General features: G+C 52.7%; 18 protein-coding genes. 16 read left to right on the top strand and 2 right to left on the bottom strand.

Annotated features, from left to right (window positions below; translation table 11 throughout):
* The first annotated feature begins 87 nt into the window (after positions 1–87).
* The 8 genes from LMS44_RS12150 (at position 88) to LMS44_RS12115 (ending at position 8,363) form a co-directional block, all read left to right on the top strand.
* Complete coding sequence (locus LMS44_RS12150; protein ID WP_022523297.1) at positions 88–957, top strand: OmpA family protein; 870 nt, start codon at positions 88–90, stop codon at positions 955–957.
* Positions 958–1,178: 221 nt separating this feature from the next.
* A complete protein-coding gene (gene thrS / locus LMS44_RS12145) occupies positions 1,179–3,101 on the top strand; it encodes a threonine--tRNA ligase (protein ID WP_009287796.1) in 1,923 nt (640 codons plus the stop codon).
* 60 nt (positions 3,102–3,161) lie between these two features.
* A complete protein-coding gene (gene infC, locus LMS44_RS12140) occupies positions 3,162–3,653 on the top strand; it encodes a translation initiation factor IF-3 (protein WP_009287797.1) in 492 nt (163 codons plus the stop codon).
* A gap of 82 nt (positions 3,654–3,735) precedes the next feature.
* Positions 3,736–3,930 carry a 50S ribosomal protein L35 gene (rpmI, locus tag LMS44_RS12135; protein ID WP_027959586.1) on the top strand — a complete coding sequence of 65 codons (195 nt, stop codon included), beginning with the start codon at positions 3,736–3,738 and terminating at the stop codon, positions 3,928–3,930.
* A gap of 64 nt (positions 3,931–3,994) precedes the next feature.
* The gene (gene rplT, locus LMS44_RS12130; protein ID WP_007114344.1) at positions 3,995–4,348 is read left to right on the top strand and encodes a 50S ribosomal protein L20; all 354 of its coding nucleotides are present in this window, start codon (positions 3,995–3,997) and stop codon (positions 4,346–4,348) included.
* A 159-nt stretch (positions 4,349–4,507) separates the two neighbouring features.
* Complete coding sequence (gene pheS / locus LMS44_RS12125; protein ID WP_022523299.1) at positions 4,508–5,527, top strand: phenylalanine--tRNA ligase subunit alpha; 1,020 nt, start codon at positions 4,508–4,510, stop codon at positions 5,525–5,527.
* Between the two features lie 26 nt (positions 5,528–5,553).
* Positions 5,554–7,935, top strand: coding sequence for a phenylalanine--tRNA ligase subunit beta (pheT, locus tag LMS44_RS12120; RefSeq protein WP_022523300.1), 2,382 nt, complete (start codon positions 5,554–5,556; stop codon positions 7,933–7,935).
* 128 nt (positions 7,936–8,063) lie between these two features.
* Positions 8,064–8,363, top strand: a complete 300-nt coding sequence (locus LMS44_RS12115; protein WP_022523301.1) for an integration host factor subunit alpha — start codon at positions 8,064–8,066, stop codon at positions 8,361–8,363.
* A gap of 169 nt (positions 8,364–8,532) precedes the next feature.
* Here the strand turns inward: LMS44_RS12115 and LMS44_RS12110 are convergent, their stop codons facing one another.
* Positions 8,533–8,745: a DUF2788 domain-containing protein gene (locus LMS44_RS12110; protein WP_022523302.1), complete on the bottom strand. Its 213-nt coding sequence runs from the start codon at positions 8,743–8,745 to the stop codon at positions 8,533–8,535.
* Between the two features lie 142 nt (positions 8,746–8,887).
* On the opposite strand from LMS44_RS12110, the gene LMS44_RS12105 reads away from it, so the two are divergent.
* From LMS44_RS12105 to LMS44_RS12070, 8 genes are all read left to right on the top strand, one after another.
* A complete protein-coding gene (locus LMS44_RS12105) occupies positions 8,888–9,352 on the top strand; it encodes a flavodoxin (protein WP_022523303.1) in 465 nt (154 codons plus the stop codon).
* 3 nt (positions 9,353–9,355) lie between these two features.
* Positions 9,356–9,733, top strand: a complete 378-nt coding sequence (locus LMS44_RS12100) for a hypothetical protein (RefSeq protein WP_022523304.1) — start codon at positions 9,356–9,358, stop codon at positions 9,731–9,733.
* 260 nt (positions 9,734–9,993) lie between these two features.
* The gene (gene tig, locus LMS44_RS12095; protein ID WP_022523305.1) at positions 9,994–11,346 is read left to right on the top strand and encodes a trigger factor; all 1,353 of its coding nucleotides are present in this window, start codon (positions 9,994–9,996) and stop codon (positions 11,344–11,346) included.
* Between the two features lie 69 nt (positions 11,347–11,415).
* Positions 11,416–12,033 (top strand): ATP-dependent Clp endopeptidase proteolytic subunit ClpP, encoded by a 618-nt coding sequence (gene clpP, locus LMS44_RS12090; RefSeq protein ID WP_009287800.1) that lies wholly within the window; start codon positions 11,416–11,418, stop codon positions 12,031–12,033.
* A 74-nt stretch (positions 12,034–12,107) separates the two neighbouring features.
* On the top strand, positions 12,108–13,388 hold the full coding sequence (clpX, locus tag LMS44_RS12085; protein WP_022523306.1) for an ATP-dependent Clp protease ATP-binding subunit ClpX: 1,281 nt from the start codon (positions 12,108–12,110) through the stop codon (positions 13,386–13,388).
* Between the two features lie 289 nt (positions 13,389–13,677).
* Positions 13,678–16,089 carry an endopeptidase La gene (gene lon, locus LMS44_RS12080; RefSeq protein WP_022523307.1) on the top strand — a complete coding sequence of 804 codons (2,412 nt, stop codon included), beginning with the start codon at positions 13,678–13,680 and terminating at the stop codon, positions 16,087–16,089.
* Positions 16,090–16,283: 194 nt separating this feature from the next.
* Entirely contained in the window at positions 16,284–16,556 is a 273-nt protein-coding gene (locus LMS44_RS12075) for a non-specific DNA-binding protein Hbs (protein ID WP_007114333.1), read from the top strand.
* Positions 16,557–16,682: 126 nt separating this feature from the next.
* Positions 16,683–18,503: a SurA N-terminal domain-containing protein gene (locus LMS44_RS12070; protein WP_278371429.1), complete on the top strand. Its 1,821-nt coding sequence runs from the start codon at positions 16,683–16,685 to the stop codon at positions 18,501–18,503.
* Positions 18,504–18,584: 81 nt separating this feature from the next.
* Here LMS44_RS12070 and LMS44_RS12065 read toward each other — a convergent pair whose 3' ends face one another.
* Positions 18,585–19,358, bottom strand: coding sequence for a UDP-2,3-diacylglucosamine diphosphatase (locus tag LMS44_RS12065; protein ID WP_278371430.1), 774 nt, complete (start codon positions 19,356–19,358; stop codon positions 18,585–18,587).
* Positions 19,359–19,369 lie beyond the last annotated feature (11 nt).

Below are 19,369 nucleotides of genomic sequence, written 5' to 3'. Positions count from 1 at the left end.
GAAAAATGGATGCTCTCGCAATAAGAAGCATTGGATAGATTTGGTCACTTATGGCCATTTCAGCATTGGATCAAGAAGGAGTCTTGCATGAAAAAATCAACGACTGGCTTGCTCATCGGTTCCGCACTGGTAGTAGGTCTATCTGGCTGTGCCAGCTCGGCCTCACAGTCTTCCGGCCAAGCAAGCGCTAGCAGCGACCGCAGCTGGTACCAGCACCCTGCGGTATGTGGTCTGGCAGGCGGCGTTATCGGTGGCAGCATTGGCTACGCCACCAGCAGTAGTTCTGATGAAGAGAGCGGTGCTGCTACTGGTGCCGCAGCTGGTGCTGCTATCGGCGGTCTGCTATGTGCTGATCGTACGCCTGAGCCGGTTGCACCTCAGTGCCCGAGCTATGGCGAAGTGCCTGCTGGTGTTGCAGTTGACGCCGAGGGATGCCCGTTAGATTCTGACGGTGATGGCGTGCCGGACTACCGCGATCAGTGCCCAGGCACTCCCGCTGGCGTTGAAGTTAATGCCAACGGTTGCCCGCTTGACTCCGATAACGACGGTGTGCCCGATTACCGTGATCAGTGCCCGAACACTCCTGCTGGTGTAGAAGTGAACGCCCTGGGTTGCCCGGATAGCGTAGTTCTGGAAGATGTTAACTTCGAGTTTGATTCTGCTCAGTTAACCTCTAACGCTCAGAGCGTGCTTAACGGTGTTGCAGAGCGCTTGGTCAGCAACCCTGATGTTCGCGTAAGCATCGAAGGCCACACTGATTCACGCGGTTCTGACGAGTACAACAAAAACTTGTCACAAGAGCGTGCTCAATCTGTTGCTAACTACTTGGCGAGCCGTGGCGTAGAAGCTAACCGCATGCGTGCGGTAGGTTACGGTGAAGAGCGTCCGGTCGCCTCTAACGAGACTGAAGAAGGTCGCTTCCAGAACCGTCGCGTTGAACTGGATGAGTGGAACTAAGTTCACTTATCATCTGAGGTTTGCGGTTTGGTTATAAAGTGCTAGCGGCAATCCACAGGTAAAGAAACGGGAGGCTTATGCCTCCCGTTTTTATTTTAAGCGGTCGGCAAGTCTGCTAGTCTTGCTGCTGTTTTATGTTGGTACATTTACACCTCTCCCAAGACCATTGATAGCGATATGTGATCCTTGGTATGGATCACCACTGCGCTCAAGGAATCTGAATGCCTATTGTTACTCTGCCTGACGGCAGTCAAAAGACGTTTGAAGCACCGCTAACCATTATGCAGCTCGCAGAATCCATTGGCCCTGGTTTGGCTAAGGCCTGTATCGCTGGAAAGATCGATGGTGTGCTGGTAGATGCCGCTGACCTGATCGAGCAAGACGCAACGGTGGCGATAATTACTGCCCGTGACGCTGAAGGGCTGGAAATTATTCGCCACTCCTGCGCTCACCTCATTGGTCATGCGGTTAAGCAGATGTACCCCGAGGCCAAAATGGCCATCGGGCCAGTTATTGAAGATGGTTTCTACTACGATATTGAGTTTGGTCAATCTGTCACACCGGAAGACCTGGAAGCCATCGAAGCGCGTATGCAGTCACTGATAGAGCGTGAGTACGATGTGGTACGCGAGTATGTTGATCGTGACCAGGCAATGCTGACTTTTTTACACCGCGATGAACCTTATAAGCAGGAAATTGTTCGCGATATTCCCGATGACGCGACCATCCGGCTTTATCATCACGAAGAATACACCGATATGTGCCGCGGGCCTCATGTGCCAAATACCCGCCACTTAAAAGCCTTTAAGTTGACCAAGTTGGCCGGTGCTTATTGGCGCGGTGACGCTGCAAATACTATGTTGACGCGTATCTACGGCACCGCGTGGGGTGATAAAAAACAGCTGAAGGCTTACGTCAAACGTCTCGAAGAGGCGGAGAAACGCGATCACCGTAAGTTGGCGCGTCGGTTGGATCTCTTCCACATGCAGGAAGAGGCGCCGGGGATGATATTCTGGCATCCAAACGGCTGGGCGCTATGGCAGCAGATCGAACAATATATGCGGGGCGTCTATAAAGAGGGTGGTTATCAAGAAATACGCTGTCCTCAGATTATGGACGTATCGCTTTGGAAAAAATCAGGGCACTGGGATAACTACGCGGACGGCATGTTCTTTACTGAATCCGAAAAGCGTGAGTATGCTCTTAAGCCGATGAACTGCCCTGGACATGTTCAGGTGTTTAATTCTGGTTTGCGTAGCTATCGCGAATTGCCCGTTCGTTTTGGTGAGTTTGGTGGATGCCACCGTAACGAGCCTTCAGGTGCTTTACACGGCATTATGCGTGTGCGGGCATTTACGCAAGATGATGGCCATGTTTTCTGTACTGAAGCTCAAGTTGAGCCTGAAGTGACTGATTTTCATCGCCAAGCGCTAAAGGTGTATAGTGATTTCGGCTTTGAAGATATAGCTATTAAAATTGCTCTTCGCCCGGAAAAGCGCATTGGAAGTGATGAGGTTTGGGATCGGGCAGAAGATGCGCTGCGTAGCGCATTGAAAACTTGTGGCGTCGAGTGGCAGGAACTTCCTGGCGAAGGCGCGTTCTACGGCCCCAAGATTGAATATCATATGAAAGACTGTCTGGGGCGTGAATGGCAGGTCGGCACTATGCAGGTCGATTTTATGATGCCAGAGCGGCTTGGGGCTCAGTATGTGACTGAAGAAGGTCAGCGTAAGTCGCCGGTAATGCTGCATCGTGCTATTGTAGGCTCCATGGAGCGCTTCATTGGCATCTTGATTGAACATTATGCGGGCGCTATGCCATTATGGCTTGCGCCTCAGCAGGCGGTTGTCATGACTATCACCGATTCGCAGCGTGAATATGCGCTCGAATTGGAGAAACGTCTGCAAAAAAGTGGCTTGCGTGTTAAAGCGGACTTGAGGAACGAGAAGATCGGCTTTAAAATCCGTGAGCATACATTACAGAAAGTTCCCTATCTCCTTGTGGTGGGAGATAAGGAAGTCGAAGCTGACTCAGTGGCCGTGCGAACACGCAGCGGCGAAAACCTCGGTACAATGACGGTCGATGAATTTATTGAACGCCATACTGCCGAGAGAGCAGCCCTGGCGACATCGTCAATGGCCTAAGGAGACGGAACGATCAAGAGAAGCAACCAGCGCGGGCGTCCAGCAGACAAACGCCCACCAATGAACGAGCGAATTGTCGAAGAAGAAGTACGCCTTATTGGTAGCGACGGTGAGCAGTTGGGCGTTGTGCCCACCACCGAAGCGCTAGAGCGTGCTGAATCTGAAAGCTTAGATCTCGTGCAAATTTCGAATGCCGATCCCATCGTCTGTAAGATTATGGATTACGGCAAATTCGTTTTTGAGACCAAGAAGCAGAAAGCGGCTCAAAAGAAGAAGCAGAAGCAAATCCAGGTTAAGGAAGTCAAATTCCGTCCTGGCACCGATGAAGGCGATTATCAGGTCAAGCTTAAAAACCTGACGCGCTTTTTGGAAGGTGGTGACAAGGGCAAAGTCACACTGCGCTTCCGTGGTCGTGAAATGGCGCACCAGGATATCGGCCGTAAGCTGATGGAAAGGATCGCGGCAGACCTGGAAGAGATCGGAGTGGTAGAGGCCTTTCCTAAAATGGAAGGCCGCCAGATGATCATGATTATTGCCCCGAAAAAGAAGTGATCCAACGGCGATGTCAACGGGCCACCGTTAAACCGGTGGTCGGCCCTGGGTTTTCTAAAAAATATCGAGCGGAGTTTTCCTCATGCCGAAAATCAAAAGCAACAGCGGCGCTGCCAAGCGCTTCAAGAAGACTGCTAATGGCTTTAAGCACAAGCAGTCTCACCGTAGCCACATCTTGACCAAGAAATCGACCAAGCGTAAGCGTCAATTGCGTGGAATGAAGCAGATCCACGCGTCTGATAAAGCGCTCATCCAGCGTATGCTGCCGAATCTATAAGTCGGGTTTTCGTTTTTCTGAGTGCACAATTTTTTTGCCTCAGCCTTAAAGTCAGGAGTGTGTTATGACTCGAGTTAAACGTGGCGTAGTAGCGCGTCGTCGCCATAAAAAAGTATTGAAGCTTGCCAAAGGTTACTACGGTGCCCGTTCACGCGTTTTCCGTGTTGCCAAGCAAGCTGTAATCAAAGCTGGTCAGTACGCTTACCGTGACCGTCGCAATCGTAAGCGCCAGTTCCGCGCGCTATGGATCCAGCGTATTAACGCTGGTGCGCGTGTTAACGGTATGTCTTACAGCCGCTTTGTTGGCGGTCTTAAGAAAGCCGGTATCGAAATCGACCGTAAAGTATTGGCCGATTTGGCAGTACACGAGAAGGCTGCATTTGCTGCCATCGTGGAAAAAGCCAAGGCTGCCCAATAAGGTAATATGCATAGGGCTTGTGCCCGTGTTACGTGCCTGAGGTCATTTCAGAGTGACCCATCCAGGGGAAGAGCAGCCGCTCTTCCCCTGTTTTTTTGTCACCTTCAACGTGCCACGCCATCTTCACGGATGGACACCGCTTAATTCGGAGTGAAACGGATGGATCACCTTCCTACTCTGGTATCTGAGGCTCGCGACGCCATTCAGGCTGCGCAGAGTGTCGCCGCACTAGACGAGTTACGAGTACGCTACTTAGGTAAGAAAGGTGAGGTAACTGCCTTGCTGAAGGGCCTGGGGAAGCTGTCAGCCGAAGAACGCCCGGCAGCAGGCGAGCGTATTAATCAAGCCAAGCAAACGCTGGCCGACGAAATTGATGCTAAGCGCGAACAGCTTGAAAGTGAGGCGCTGAATGCCCGTTTGGCCGCTGAAAGTATCGATGTCACATTGCCAGGGCGTGGTCAGGCCAGCGGTGGGTTGCATCCCGTCACGCGTACGCTTGAGCGCATAGAGGGGCTGTTCACACGTATTGGTTATGACGTGGCGGTAGGGCCTGAAATTGAAGACGATTATCACAACTTCGAAGCCCTCAACATTCCCGCGCACCATCCCGCTCGCGGTATGGCTGATACCTTCTATTTTGACGCCACCCGCCTGCTGCGTACTCACACCTCGCCGGTGCAAGTGCGTACTATGAAAAGTAGTGAGCCACCTATCCGTATCGTTTGCCCGGGGCGGGTCTATCGCAGCGATTCAGATTTGACTCACACCCCCATGTTCCACCAAGTGGAGGGCTTGCTGGTCGATGAGGGGGTTAGCTTTGCCGACCTTAAAGGAACTATCGAAGACTTTCTGCAGGCATTTTTTGAGCGCGACGACCTTTCGGTGCGTTTCCGTCCATCCTACTTTCCATTCACTGAGCCCTCCGCCGAAGTGGATATTCAGTGTGTGATGTGTAGTGGATCAGGTTGTCGTGTCTGTTCCCACAGCGGCTGGCTGGAAGTGATGGGATGCGGCATGGTGCATCCTGAAGTCTTTCGTCACTCGGGTATTGATACCGAGCGCTATACCGGTTTTGCCTTCGGAATGGGGGCTGAGCGTTTGGCAATGCTGCGCTACGGCGTGAATGATTTACGCCTGTTCTTTGAAAACGATCTGCGTTTTTTACGTCAATTCGCTTAAGACCGCCGCCGAATACAGGATCAACGATGAAATTTTCAGAACAGTGGCTGCGTGAGTGGGTTTCGCCGCAGCTTGAAACGCAGGCAATGGCCGACCAAATCACCATGGCGGGCTTGGAAGTCGACGCTATTGAGCCGGTAGCCGCCGCATTCAGCGGTGTAGTGGTGGCTGAGGTGCTGAGTAAAGAGAAGCACCCTGACGCGGATAAGCTCAATGTGTGCACCGTTGATGACGGTAGTGGCGAGCCTGTGCAGGTTGTCTGCGGTGCACCCAATGTTGATGTTGGTCAGAAAATCCCCTTTGCCCAGGTGGGTGGCGTGCTGCCAGGTGATTTTAAAATCAAAAAAGCCAAGCTACGCGGCGTTGAATCGCGCGGGATGATTTGTTCTGCATCGGAGCTGGGGCTTGAAGAAGAGACCTCGCCCGGCATCCTGGTGCTGTCGTCATCTGCGCCGGTGGGGGGCGATTTCAGAGAGTTCATGCATCTTAATGACATGACGATTGAGGTCGATCTGACGCCCAACCGGGGAGACTGCCTGAGTATTAAGGGGATGGCGCGAGAGGTCGGCGTGCTTAACCGTTTGCCGGTTAACGGGCCCGTAATCGCACCGGTGGCCGCGGAGGTTGAGGATAGCTTCGCGGTGAGCGTAGAGGCACCAGAGCAGTGCCCGCGCTATATTGGTCGCGTAATCAAGGGCGTTAATGTTAAGGCTGAAACACCGCTGTGGATGGTAGAACGTCTTCGCCGCAGTGGCGTGCGCTCGATTGACCCAGTGGTGGATATTACCAACTACGTCATGCTGGAATTGGGCCAGCCGATGCACGCCTTTGACCGCCACAACCTGCAAGAGGGCATAGTGGTTCGCATGGCCAAGCCGGGCGAACGGCTAACACTGCTTGATGGTAGTGATATGGCGCTGCGCCCCGAAACGTTGATCATTGCCGACAGCTCAGGCCCGCTAGCCATGGCAGGTGTGATGGGTGGGGAAAGCTCCGGCGTTAATGAAAATACCCAGACTATTTTCCTTGAATCAGCGTTCTTCACTCCGCTTGCCATTGCGGGGCAGGCGCGCTCCTACGGGCTACACACAGATGCATCGCACCGTTTTGAGCGCGGCGTCGATCCGCAATTGACACCAGTTGCCGTTGAGCGCGCCACACAGCTTTTGATTGATATCTGCGGCGGCCAAGCAGGGCCTCTTGTAGAAGCGCAAAGTGCTGAGCGTATGCCTGCTGAGCGCGCTATTTTCTTGCGCAGTGAACGGTTAGAAAAAGCGCTTTCCAAGGCTCTCGATAGTGATGATGTAACTGATATCTTGCAACGCCTAGGGCTTGAAGTCAGCGTGCAGGATGCCGGCTGGGCAGTCACTGCGCCGAGTTGGCGTTTTGATCTGGCCATCGAAGAGGATCTCATCGAAGAAGTAGCGCGTATCCATGGCTACAATAATTTGCCGGTGCGCCGGCCGGCGGCACGCTTGGCGCTCCGTTCAGCAGACGAGGCAACGCTTACCCAGGCACGGCTGCGCCGCCAGATGGTTGCCCGCGGCTTCCAAGAGGCGATTACCTACAGCTTTGTGGCTCCTGAGCTGCAAGCGACCATGCTGCCCGATGCTGTAAGCCCCGCGCTAGCTAACCCTATCTCGGCTGATTTGTCGGTGATGCGTGCTAGTTTGTTTCCCGGCTTGGTGCGCGCCATGGAGTATAACCTTAACCGTCAGCAAACCCGCGTGCGGCTGTTTGAAACCGGGCTGGTTTTCAACGGCGAACTGGATGAGTTGTCACAAGTCCCGATGCTTGGTGCTCTGGTCTGTGGTGCGCGGGAAGCAGAGGGCTGGAGTGATGCGAAAGGGCGGGTGGATTTCTACGATCTAAAGGGCGATTTGGAGAGTGTCCTGGCCTTGGGCGGTGACGCTGACGCATGGCGCTTTGAGCCTGCAGAGCACCCGGCCCTTCATCCGGGGCAGTGTGCGCAGCTGCTGCATCGTGGAGAGCCTGCGGGTTGGATCGGTACCCTGCACCCTCAGGTGCGCGCAACGCTTGGCTTGAAGATGGATGCGGTGCTCTTCGAAGTGCGTCTGGATGCGCTTAGCCAAGGCCGTATTCCTGCCTTTGAACCGTTATCACGCTTTCCTGAGGTGCGCCGTGATTTGGCGTTTATACTCAAAGAGGCGACTCCTGTGCAGGCGCTGTTGGATTGCGCCAAGCAGCAAGCAGGTGAGTATCTGCAAGATATCAAGCTATTTGACGTCTATTCAGGTAAAGGTGTGGCCGAAGAGCACAAGAGTATTGCTTTGGGCTTGACCTGGCAGCATCCATCGCGCACGCTAAACGACGAGGAAATCAATCAGTTGGTTGATTCAATTGTGACACAAGTGCGTGTCAAGTTAGATGCTGAGCTGCGCGGCTAATTAAGTAGCTATGTGAGTGCCTGGGCTACGCCACGATGCTTATCACGTTCTTGGCAATGCGTTTGCTACTGTACGTTTGGTACAGAGCGTTTGTTGCTGTGTTTGCTTCAAGGATAAGGAGAAGCCTTATGGGTGCGTTGACCAAAGCAGAGCTAGCCGAACATTTGCATGCAGAGCTAGCCCTGTCCAAACGAGAAGCGAAGGCTATGGTCGAAGCTTTTTTTGAAGAGATTAGAGCCTGCCTTCGTGAGAACGAACAGGTAAAACTATCGGGTTTTGGTAACTTTGATCTGCGAGATAAGCGCGAGCGACCAGGGCGTAACCCCAAAACCGGTGAAGAAATTCCCATTTCTGCTCGAAGAGTCGTGACGTTTCGCCCAGGGCAAAAGCTTAAGCAGCAGGTTGAACACTATGAAGGCGGTGAATAGTCTTTTGGTTTGAGAAATGCTGGTACTCTCAGTTCAGTAGCTGCTCTCGTGTCATGCAAGACTCCCCTTCATAAAAAAGGAGTGCCTTCGGGCGCTCCTTTTCTCTTTTATGATGGGCGTTGTTGTGATGAGTATAGTGATAAGCGCGCCTGTGGAGTGATGGCTTTTGCTACCCCTGCATGCCGCCACCTTCGATTAGCCAGGTAATCACCACCTTAATGACGTAACCCAGCATGCCTGCGCCGAGCACCACAAACAGCATGATGGTACCAAATTTGCCTGCGTTCGATTTTTTGGCCAAATCCCAGATAATAAAACACATAAATATGATCAGGCCGCTAATCATTAGCGGGGTGATCCAAGCCTCGAAGGTTTGCTGCATAGCCACTCCTGTGCGCTGCGTGTGGGTCACCCGTTTGGGCGATGTGTCTCATTCTAACCAGCCATGTTAATATTTGAGCAAATTCATCAGGTATTTGTCGACTTGACGGTTGGCACTGTGACACTTTGACAGGGGAGTGACGATGCCGAAGCTAAATATTTTGGTGGGTACCATGTATGGCGGTGCCCTTGATGTGGCAGAGCAGGTGAAGCCCCTATTTGAACAGGCCGGTTACGCTGTGGAGATTATTGAACAGCCATCTGTTGATGATATTGTCAGCGGTGACGCCGATTTGGCGCTTTTTTGTGTATCGACCACTGGTAGTGGTGATTTTCCCGGCAGCTTTGTGCCCTTTGTCCGGCAGTTGCGTGACCAAAGTCCTGCGCTTACCACACTTCGCTACGGACTCATTGCACTCGGTGATAGCTCGTATGGTGATACATTTTGTGGCGCTGGCCGCGCGCTTGATGAGCTGCTGGCGGATCATGGCGCGACGCGTTTAGGGGAGCGCCTAGAGATCGATGCCATGGAGACCTTTATGGCCGACGATGCTGCTGTGCCCTGGGTGGAAGAGTGGATCGTTGCCCAGCAATTAGAGGTGGCTTGAGCGATGCAGCGAGCCCCCACCTCGCCTGAGCGCATCAGCGTTGCGCTGGGCTTATGTGTCGTTATGCTGGCAACTTTGCCGCGCTACATGGCGGGAGGGCATGAAACCCGCCAGACGCTGATTATCTTCGCCTTAGCGCTGGTGGCTTTTGCGGCTATTGTTCAGTGGCGCTTACTGGCCGTGGAGGCGCGTCGTCGTCTGCCACAACTATGTAAACGGTTAGTCGTTATGCTGCTGCTGGGAATGGTGGTGATGGGTGGCTGGCATGCGCTGTTTACGGACTGGATCAGTTGGCAGGTATTCATTTCTCATGGTGCTACGCTTGGGGTGCTTCTTCATGCGCTGAGCTTATGGTGGTCGGGTGAGCGTCATGCAGGTTAGCTTTTTTTGCGGTAGTGATTGAAAAAGTCGCTGCAAGACGCACAAAGCAGTAGAATGGTAAAAATTACGCAACGTGGGGCGAATAATGAAGCTAAACACGCCTTAAAGTGGTTAATTGCTCGCTTATTGCCTTGTTTTTAAAATCACTGCCCCCATGTTGCGAGCATGGCGCTTGCCACTATGCGTTGGGGTTCTTAAAATTGCCCCCTTGAACTTATTATATGCAATCAACACAACGCCCAGCCGTTAGAGGACAATTCATGCAAGTTTCTGTCGAGACGACCTCCCAGATCGAACGCCGCATTACCATTCAAGTGCCGGCGGCCGAAATTGACGGGGCCGTTAGCGCTCGCTTGAAAGACACTGCGAAGAACGTTCGCTTGAATGGTTTTCGCCAGGGCCGGGTGCCAATGGCAGTAGTCCAGCAGCGCTACGGCCAAGACGTACGTAACGAGGTTGTCAGCGAAGTAATGCGTGAGCGTTATGTGCGCGCTATTACCGAAGAAGGGTTGAACCCTGCTGGCTTCCCGCAAATTGAGCCATCGGTCAATGAGTCTGGTAAAGACCTAGAGTTCGTTGCGGTTATGGAGATCTACCCGCAGGTTGAGCTTAACTCTATCGAAGGTACAGAGATTGAGCGCCCGGTGGTTTCGGTGAGTGATGCGGATGTCGATGAGATGATCGATACGCTGCGTAAGCAAAATGCAGCCTGGGAAGAAGTGGACGCTGCTGCAGCTGACGGCGATCAGGTCACTATTGACTTCCAGGGTTATATTGGTGATGAGCCGTTTGAAGGCGGTAGCGCCGAAGGCCACACGCTGGTCATTGGTTCCAATAGCTTTATTCCTGGTTTTGAAGAGCAGTTAATTGGCGCCAAAGCGGGCGAAGAGAAGACCCTTAACGTCACCTTCCCTGAGGATTACCAGGCCGAGCATTTAGCCGGTAAAGAAGCCACTTTCAAGGTAACCGTACATAAGGTCAGCAGCCAGAAGTTGCCCGAAGTAGACGCTGAGTTTATCGAGCGTTTTGGCGTTGAAGGCGGCGATCAGGAAAAATTCCGCGCTGAAATCAAGAAGAACATGACCCGTGAAGCGTCGCAAGCCGTTGATAACCGGGTTAAGCAGCAAGTGCTCGATGCGCTGAAAAAGGTTAACGAAATTCCTGTGCCTAGCGCGCTCGTTCAGCAAGAGACTGACGGCATGAAGCGCCAAGCGGCGCAGCAGTTTGGTCTAGGCGAAGATTTTGATGTCAGCCAGTTGCCCAACGAACTCTTTGAAGAGCAGGCCAAAGGCCGCGTTCAGGTCGGCTTGTTGCTGGCTGAAGTAATCAAAGCTAACGAACTCGATGCTGACGATGATGCTATCAAAGCAAAAGTGACCGAGCTTGCTGAGCAGTACCAAGATCCTGATGAGGTGGTTAGCTACTACATGGGTAACGAGCAGATGAAAACCCAAGTAAAATCTGCCATTCTCGAAGAGAAAGCGGTAGCTAAGCTGCTCGAACAAACGAACATTAAAGACGTTGAAATGTCTTATCAGCAAGCCCTTGCCGCTGCGCAACAGCAGGCAGAGCAAGATGAGGGTGCTGAAGAGGGCGAGCAAGCGAGCGCCTAACACCCTGGAACGCGGCGCACCTAATATGTCGGTGCGCCTTTCCCTTCCCGGACGCAAGGAATCACCTGAATGAGTGAGTTTGATATTCAAAACGCCGGCGGTTTAGTGCCCATGGTGGTTGAGCAGAGCGCCAAAGGGGAAAGAGCCTACGACATTTACTCACGCCTGTTAAAAGAGCGTGTGATCTTTTTGGTAGGCCCTGTAGAAGACTACATGGCTAATTTGGTTGTTGCCCAACTGCTGTTCCTGGAATCGGAAAACCCCGATAAAGATATTCACCTGTATATTAACTCGCCAGGTGGATCGGTCACTGCGGGTATGTCGATTTATGACACTATGCAGTTTGTGAAACCAGATGTCTCTACGGTGTGTATTGGTCAGGCGGCCAGCATGGGTGCGCTGTTATTGACAGCGGGTGCTGCTGGCAAGCGTTATTGCCTTCCCAACTCACGCGTCATGATTCACCAGCCGCTGGGTGGTTACCAAGGCCAAGCGTCTGACATTGAAATTCATACCCGTGAGATTCTGGGTATTCGCGAGAAACTGAACCAAATTCTTGCCCACCACACGGGTCAGGAAATTGAAGCTGTCTCACGTGATACTGATCGGGATAATTTCATGAGCGCCAATCAAGCCAAAGAGTATGGCCTGATTGATGCAGTGCTGGATAAGCGGCCTACATCCTGATAGCGTGATAGGATTCTGCTTTTCTAACGAGCTTTTCCGGCGGCGAAAGCCGCCGCAGTGATAGAGGTATGCGAATGGCCGACGGCAAAGGCAAAGACGAAGGTGGCAAACTGCTCTACTGCTCGTTTTGCGGCAAAAACCAAAACGAAGTACGTAAGCTGATTGCGGGCCCATCCGTCTATATCTGCGATGAGTGTGTCGACTTGTGTAATGACATCATTCGCGAGGAAGTTCTCGAAGCCGATGCCGAGAGCGATGAGGAGCGTTTACCTACGCCACGCGAAATACGTCATACGCTTGATGACTACGTTATCGGACAGGATCGCGCCAAGATGGTGCTTTCCGTAGCGGTATATAACCACTACAAGCGTTTGAAAACAGATGTACGCGACGGCGATGTAGAGCTAGGTAAATCAAACATTCTGCTGATTGGTCCCACCGGTAGCGGTAAAACGCTGCTTGCGGAAACCATGGCACGGTTACTGAATGTACCTTTTACCATTGCGGATGCAACCACGCTGACGGAAGCCGGCTATGTCGGTGAAGATGTCGAAAACATCATCCAGAAGCTGTTGCAGAAGTGCGACTACGACGTCGAGAAAGCCGAGCGTGGCATTGTTTACATCGATGAAATCGACAAGATTTCACGCAAGTCGGATAACCCTTCTATTACCCGTGATGTCTCGGGTGAAGGCGTTCAGCAAGCACTGCTGAAGCTTATTGAAGGTACGACGGCTTCCGTGCCGCCTCAAGGCGGACGCAAACACCCCCAGCAGGAGTTTGTCCAAGTCAATACGGGCAACATTCTGTTTATCGTAGGCGGTGCTTTTGCAGGGCTGGATAAAGTTATCCGTGACCGTGCTGAGAAAGGCGGCATCGGCTTCAATGCGGCGGTGAAAAGCAAAGAGTCTTCCCGTGGGGTGGGTGAACTGCTGGCCGACGTAGAGCCTGATGATCTGGTTAAATTTGGCTTGATTCCAGAGTTTGTGGGTCGTTTGCCCATCATCGCAACACTGATGGAGCTCACTGAAGACGCCCTGGTGCAGATTCTTACAGAACCGAAGAATTCGCTAGTTAAGCAGTACGCCAAGCTGTTTGAAATGGAAGATGTAACGCTAGAGTTCAGAGATGAAGCGTTACGTGCAGTGGCTGAAAAAGCCATGGAGCGTAAGACAGGTGCTCGCGGACTGCGCTCTATTCTAGAGTCGGTACTGTTGGATACCATGTACGAAATTCCTTCGCTTGAAGGTGTTAGCAAGGTCGTCATCGACGGATCTGTGATAGCCGGAGAAAGCGAACCTCTGTTGATCTACTCTCAGCAGGAAGATGCACGTGTCGACGGCACTGATGGTTAGTGGCTAGTCGAGTATCGCGGCCCAGCTTCAACCGCTTGCGCTAAATCAAGGGGTCGCCAAGGCGACCCCTTGTTGTTGTAGATGTTCTAGGGCTCTGCTGTAGAGAGCCCTTATAAAGCGTGTTGTGAAGCCTGGTTATCTAGCGAGAGAGTTATAAAGCCTAATTCGTGAAGTGTTACTGCCTAGCCTATTCAATGCTAACGTCTAAACGCCAGCATTTTGAAAAGTGTGCAGTACTTTTCTAAGTACTCTTTTAAGTACTCATCCGATTTGTCGAGGAACGTCTGCGATGCAGCAGAACGCCGAACAGACACAATGTCTACCCCTTTTGCCATTGCGCGATGTGGTTGTTTATCCGCAAATGGTCATCCCCCTTTTTGTAGGTCGTGAAAAGTCTATCCAGGCGCTCGAAGCGGCGATGGAGGCTGATAAACGTGTGCTACTGGTGGCTCAGCGTGAAGCGTCTCAAGATGAGCCTGACAATGCGGATCTTTACGCTATGGGCACCGTGGCCGATATCATGCAACTGCTTAAGTTGCCTGATGGCACGGTCAAGGTACTCATTGAGGGGAATTTCCGAGCGGATGTTCTCAATGTCGAAGAGAATGCCGCAGGTTACACCCAGGCGCATTTAACGCCCCGAGAGAGTGAACCGCTGACCAGCCGTGAGCAGGAAGCGCTGGTACGCGTGTTGCTCAATCAGTTCGAGCAGTACGTCAAACTCTCCAAAAAAGTCCCCAACGAAGTGCTTAATTCGCTGTCGGGGATTGAAGATCCAAGCCGCTTGGTGGACACCATTTGTGCCCACCTGTCGCTTAAAATTGGCGACAAGCAAGAGCTGCTTGAGATGGATCGGGTGCGTGATCGTATTGAGCACCTGATGGCGCTGATTGAATCTGAAATCGACCTACTGCAAGTAGAAAAGCGCATCCGCTCGCGGGTCAAAGAGCAGATGGAGAAGACCCAGCGCGAGTACTACCTCAATGAGCAGATGAAAGCTATCCAGAAAGAGATGGGTGAGCTGGATAATGTGCCCAATGAGGCTGAGAAGTACGAGCTGGCGATTAAAGAGTCCGGTATGCCGAAAGAGGCATCCGAGAAAGCCACTCAAGAGCTCAATAAGCTCAAAATGATGGCCTCAAACTCCGCTGAAGCGACCGTAGTGCGCTCCTACCTGGATTGGTTAGTCGCTGTTCCATGGAAAAAGCGTACCCGGGTAAAGCATGATCTCGTCAAAGCGCAGCAGGTGCTCGATGAAGATCATTACGGCCTGGAGGAGGTCAAGGCGCGCATCCTGGAATATCTTGCCGTACAGAAGCGCGTGCGCAAGATGAAAGGCCCAGTGCTATGTCTCGTTGGGCCGCCCGGGGTGGGCAAGACTTCGCTTGGCCAGTCCATTGCCCGTGCCACCAATCGCAAATATGTGCGTTTGGCCCTGGGTGGGGTACGCGATGAGTCGGAAATTCGCGGCCATCGGCGCACCTATATTGGTTCATTGCCAGGCAAGTTGATGCAGCGGATGAGCAGAGCAGGGGTTAAAAACCCGTTATTTCTTTTGGATGAGGTCGACAAGCTAGGCATGGATCATCGCGGTGACCCTGCCTCTGCGCTGCTCGAAGTGCTCGATCCTGAGCAGAACAACAGCTTTAGCGATCACTATCTGGAGCTTGACTACGATCTCTCCGAGACGCTGTTCATCTGTACCGCTAACTCGATGAATATCCCCAGCGCCTTGCTTGACCGTATGGAGATTATTCGTCTGCCGGGTTACACCGAAGATGAGAAGCTGGCGATCGCTAAGCGCTACTTATTGCCTAAGCAACTAGCCGCGAACGGTTTAAAAGGCGATGAGTTAACGCTCGAAGACAGCGCGCTTTTAGAGCTTATTCGCTACTATACCCGCGAAGCGGGTGTGCGTGAGCTGGAGCGGCAGATTGCCAAAGTGTCGCGCAAGGTACTGCGTGAGCGGCTTGAGAAAGAGCGTGACCCGCAAGCCGCCCAAACAGGGCAGAGCTTAACGGCTGAGCAAATTGAGCACTACGCGGGCGTACGTCGCTATAGTTACGGTTTGGCAGAGCAAGACGACCAGATCGGCCGAGTGACAGGCCTTGCCTGGACATCGGTGGGCGGCGAGTTACTCAACATCGAGTCTGTCGTGACGCCGGGTAAAGGGCGAATTAACAAGACCGGTTCACTTGGCGATGTAATGAAAGAGTCGGTGAGTGCCGCTCATACGGTAGTGCGCGCCAGGGCAGAAGCGTATGGCATTGACCCCGAACGGTTCGAAAAAGAGGACCTGCATATCCATGTTCCTGAAGGGGCAACACCTAAAGATGGGCCCAGTGCAGGTATTGCCATGGTGACGGCGATTGTTTCCGCATACACCCAGCGTGCGGTACGCTGCGACGTGGCAATGACCGGTGAAGTCAATCTGCGCGGTGAGGTATTACCGATAGGCGGATTGAAGGAGAAATTGCTGGCAGCCCGCCGCGGTGGTATAAAGACAGTGCTAATTCCTGAGGAAAACCGCCGTGATCTCAAGGAAGTACCTGACAATATCAAAGGTGCATTGGATATTCGTCCGGTACGTTGGATAGATGATGTCTTAGCCGTAGCGCTAGCTGATAAGGTAGAAGACGGTGCGCCATTGAAAAGTACCGAAGCATCGTTTAGTAATACCGTTGTTGCTAGTACCCATTAAGCTGTTAAAGTCCTCACTGGTCTTTAATTTTACTTAATATGTGCCCGCTGCTTTGGGTAGCGGGTATCTCGCGGCATGGTTGCTTGACAGATGTTTCAAGGCATTGCTATAAAACGCAGCTATGCTTTGATCGTCGTATCCATCGGTGACCATGCCGTTCAGAGCCATTTTTTGAAACAGTCAAGGGGTGAAGAGTGAATAAGTCCGAGCTGATTGAAGCCATTGCCGCGTCTGCAGATATTCCGAAAGCAGCGGCAACCCGCGCATTGGATGCCATGGTGGAGTCTGTCACCGATAGCCTTAAGAAAGGCGAAAGCGTATCTCTGGTAGGTTTTGGTACCTTCGCGATCAAAGAGCGTGCTGCTCGTACTGGCCGTAACCCACAAACGGGTCAGCCAATCCAGATCAGTGCCGCCAAAGTACCCAGCTTCAAAGCAGGTAAAGCGCTGAAAGACGCCGTCAACTAATTTGACCGCGTTTGCTGTAACCTAATGGGCGCATCGCATTGGCGATGCGCCCATGTTATTTTCTGGCCCACTTTTTATTTGGGTTGAGCGGGCCGATCTGTTTGGCTGTGACTATCTGAGGCTAGCATGCTGCAAAGTATTCGAGATGGCTCCAGGAGCTGGGGTGCCAAAATTATTATCGGTGTCATGGTCGCGGCCATGGCACTTTTCGGGATTGAGTCACTGTTTGGGCTTTTTGGCAGCGATCCGGACGAAGTGGCGAGCGTCAACGGACAGCCGATTATGCGTCAGCAAGTTGAGCTAGAGGTTCAGCGCGCGCTGCGTTCAGGACAAGTGCCGCCAGAGCAAGAGCGTGCCTTGCGCAACGATATACTTGACCAGCTTATCACGCAGCAACTGCTGTCCCAGTATGCAGAAGAGGGTGGTTTTGCCGTTTCTGAACAGCAGTTGGATCAGTTAATTGTCAGCCTGCCGGAATTTCATGATCAGGATGGCCGTTTCTCTGCAGAGGTGTTCCGAAATCGTCTCGCCGGTGCTGGCTATACGCCGATCTCCTTTCGTGAAGAGTTGCGCGTCGATATCCAGCGCCAGCATTTACAGCAAGGCTTAGCCTTCAGTGATTTTAGCCTGCCGAACGAGCAAGAGCGCCTGGCCGAATTACAGCGCCAGCAGCGTAGTTTCCGCTATATAGTTTTGGATGGCGACGATGTGGACGCTGATATCAGCGTTAGCGATGACGATCTCCAAGCATATTACGATGCCCACCAGGAGCGCTATGAACGCCCGGAACAGGTGCGTCTTGAGTATGTGCTGATTGACCGTCAGGCCATGGCAGAGGGTCGTGACGTGGATGAAGAGGCCCTGCGTGACGCCTGGCGCGAGAAAAATCGCAATGCTGACCGCCGTGTGTCGCATATCATGATCACCTTTGGTAATGAGCGCACCCGCGATGAAGCGCAGCAATTAGCCGAGACCGCTCGGGAAGCACTGGACAGCGGTGATTCGTTTACAGATACCGCCTTGCGCTATTCTGACGACACGGCCAGCGCAGAAGAGGGCGGTGATCTTGGTGTGATCAGCCGTGGCTTCTTTGGTGAGGCCTTTGATGAAGCGGCCTTTGGTCTCGAAGAGGGTGATGTATCCCAGCCTGTTGAGTTGGATAACGCTTTCCACATTATCCAGGTGACGGATATTCAGGGCCCTACTTTTGAAGAGCAGCGCGATGAGCTAGCGCGGGAAGTGGCACTACGTGACATTGATGATGAGTTTAACCAGCGGGTTCAACAACTGATCGACGAGAGCTTCGCTGCCGACGACTTACAGAGCGTTGCCGATGAGCTCGGTCTAACGCTGCAGGAGAGCGATTGGCTTGCTCGTGATGATGAGGCTGACGGAGTGCTATCTGAGCCTGGGGTAATGTCGGCGGCCTTTAGCAACGACGTATTTGAAGAGGGCTACAACAGCGAAGTGATTGAGCTGGATCAGGATCGTCGCCTGGTACTGCGGGTTGCTGAGCAGCGTGATGCGACTCTGCTGCCGCTTGATGAAGTGCGCGAGGACGTTGAAATGTCAGTGGCCGCAGAACAGCAGCAAGAGGCGCTGCGTGAAGAGGCACAGGCACTGGTTGCCAGTTTGCAAGACGGTCAGTCAGCAGATGTTGCTTGGCTCGAAGCCAACAGCGTAAGCCGCCAAGCCGATAGCACTGTACCTCAGCTGATTGTTCAGGAAGCCTTCCGCATGGCGCGCCCTGAAGAGGGTGAGAGCATCTATCGCACGGTTGAACTGCCGCAAGGAGTGGCTGTGGTAGCGCTTGATAGCGTCAGTGTAGGTGAGGTCGATGAGCAGATGGAGACATTTGTTGCACAAATGGCCGAGCAGTTGCGTGCCCAATCGGTATTGCAGGGATTGATTGATGACCTGCGCAGCGATGCCGATATAGAGCGCTAGAGTCGCTTAAGCCCAAGTTAAAAACAGCAAGAGCAAAAAAGCCGATCACATGATCGGCTTTTTTATACTCGTAAATTGCGGTCAGGAATCAGGTAATTCCGTTAAAGAGAACTGACGTAGTCGGGGCGCAGTATGGTCGGCGCGCTCAATGATAATATCCCAGCCGTGCTGGGCATCCCAGTCGCCTAGTACATAGCGCTTGGCAGGCACGTCTTCAACCGTCAAGTCATGTACTCTGGGGCGGTGGGTGTGACCGTGGATCATGGTAGTCAAGCCATGGTGCTCCATCAGCGCAATGACTTCTTGTGGCGTCACATCCATAATCGCTTCAGCTTTATTAGCATTGGCTTCGCCAGATTGAGTACGCAAGCTTTGCGCAAGTGCTACACGTTGTTCCAAAGGTAGCGCAAGCATCTGCGCCTGCCACTCTGGATTGCGCGACTGCTTGCGGAAAGCCATATACGCTTCATCCTGAGTACACAAACTATCGCCATGGAGCAGTAAAACGGGCACCCCTTGGATTTCCACCTCCTCAATATCCGGTAGTAGAAATGCCTGGCAGGCGTTTATAAAACGCTCGCCCAGCAGAAAGTCCCGGTTGCCATGCATGAGGTACACCGCAGTGCCGTCGCTGCTAAGTTTGCGCAAACGGCGAATCAGGTCATGAGCAACAACGCTAAGCGGATGCGTATTGGCGTCAAGAAGATCATCGCCAATCCAGGCATCGAAAAGATCACCAAGAATATACAGCGCATCGGCGCCTGGAGCGGTGTGCTCTAAGTAGCGGTAAAACCCCTGATTGATCTCGGGGGTATCGCTACTCAGGTGGAGGTCGGCAACAAGCAGTGTGCGCATAAGGCTCCCAG

The organism is Halomonas profundus (assembly GCF_020865425.1).
Lineage (GTDB): Bacteria > Pseudomonadota > Gammaproteobacteria > Pseudomonadales > Halomonadaceae > Vreelandella > Vreelandella titanicae.
Note: the sequence above shows the minus strand (reverse complement) of the source record. Positions and strands in the feature narration are given on the sequence as shown.

Excerpts from the sequence above, each read along its gene's own strand:
- infC (WP_009287797.1), top strand. The coding sequence starts at position 3,162 with ATGAACGAGCGAATTGTCGAAGAAGAAGTACGCCTTATTGGTAGCGAC.
- LMS44_RS12105 (WP_022523303.1), top strand. The coding sequence starts at position 8,888 with ATGCCGAAGCTAAATATTTTGGTGGGTACCATGTATGGCGGTGCCCTT.
- LMS44_RS12115 (WP_022523301.1), top strand. The coding sequence starts at position 8,064 with ATGGGTGCGTTGACCAAAGCAGAGCTAGCCGAACATTTGCATGCAGAG.
- LMS44_RS12100 (WP_022523304.1), top strand. The coding sequence starts at position 9,356 with ATGCAGCGAGCCCCCACCTCGCCTGAGCGCATCAGCGTTGCGCTGGGC.
- LMS44_RS12110 (WP_022523302.1), bottom strand. The coding sequence starts at position 8,745 with ATGCAGCAAACCTTCGAGGCTTGGATCACCCCGCTAATGATTAGCGGC.
- clpP (WP_009287800.1), top strand. The coding sequence starts at position 11,416 with ATGAGTGAGTTTGATATTCAAAACGCCGGCGGTTTAGTGCCCATGGTG.
- pheT (WP_022523300.1), top strand. The coding sequence starts at position 5,554 with ATGAAATTTTCAGAACAGTGGCTGCGTGAGTGGGTTTCGCCGCAGCTT.
- pheS (WP_022523299.1), top strand. The coding sequence starts at position 4,508 with ATGGATCACCTTCCTACTCTGGTATCTGAGGCTCGCGACGCCATTCAG.
- lon (WP_022523307.1), top strand. The coding sequence starts at position 13,678 with ATGCAGCAGAACGCCGAACAGACACAATGTCTACCCCTTTTGCCATTG.
- tig (WP_022523305.1), top strand. The coding sequence starts at position 9,994 with ATGCAAGTTTCTGTCGAGACGACCTCCCAGATCGAACGCCGCATTACC.
- rpmI (WP_027959586.1), top strand. The coding sequence starts at position 3,736 with ATGCCGAAAATCAAAAGCAACAGCGGCGCTGCCAAGCGCTTCAAGAAG.
- LMS44_RS12150 (WP_022523297.1), top strand. The coding sequence starts at position 88 with ATGAAAAAATCAACGACTGGCTTGCTCATCGGTTCCGCACTGGTAGTA.
- rplT (WP_007114344.1), top strand. The coding sequence starts at position 3,995 with ATGACTCGAGTTAAACGTGGCGTAGTAGCGCGTCGTCGCCATAAAAAA.
- thrS (WP_009287796.1), top strand. The coding sequence starts at position 1,179 with ATGCCTATTGTTACTCTGCCTGACGGCAGTCAAAAGACGTTTGAAGCA.
- clpX (WP_022523306.1), top strand. The coding sequence starts at position 12,108 with ATGGCCGACGGCAAAGGCAAAGACGAAGGTGGCAAACTGCTCTACTGC.
- LMS44_RS12065 (WP_278371430.1), bottom strand. The coding sequence starts at position 19,358 with ATGCGCACACTGCTTGTTGCCGACCTCCACCTGAGTAGCGATACCCCC.
- LMS44_RS12070 (WP_278371429.1), top strand. The coding sequence starts at position 16,683 with ATGCTGCAAAGTATTCGAGATGGCTCCAGGAGCTGGGGTGCCAAAATT.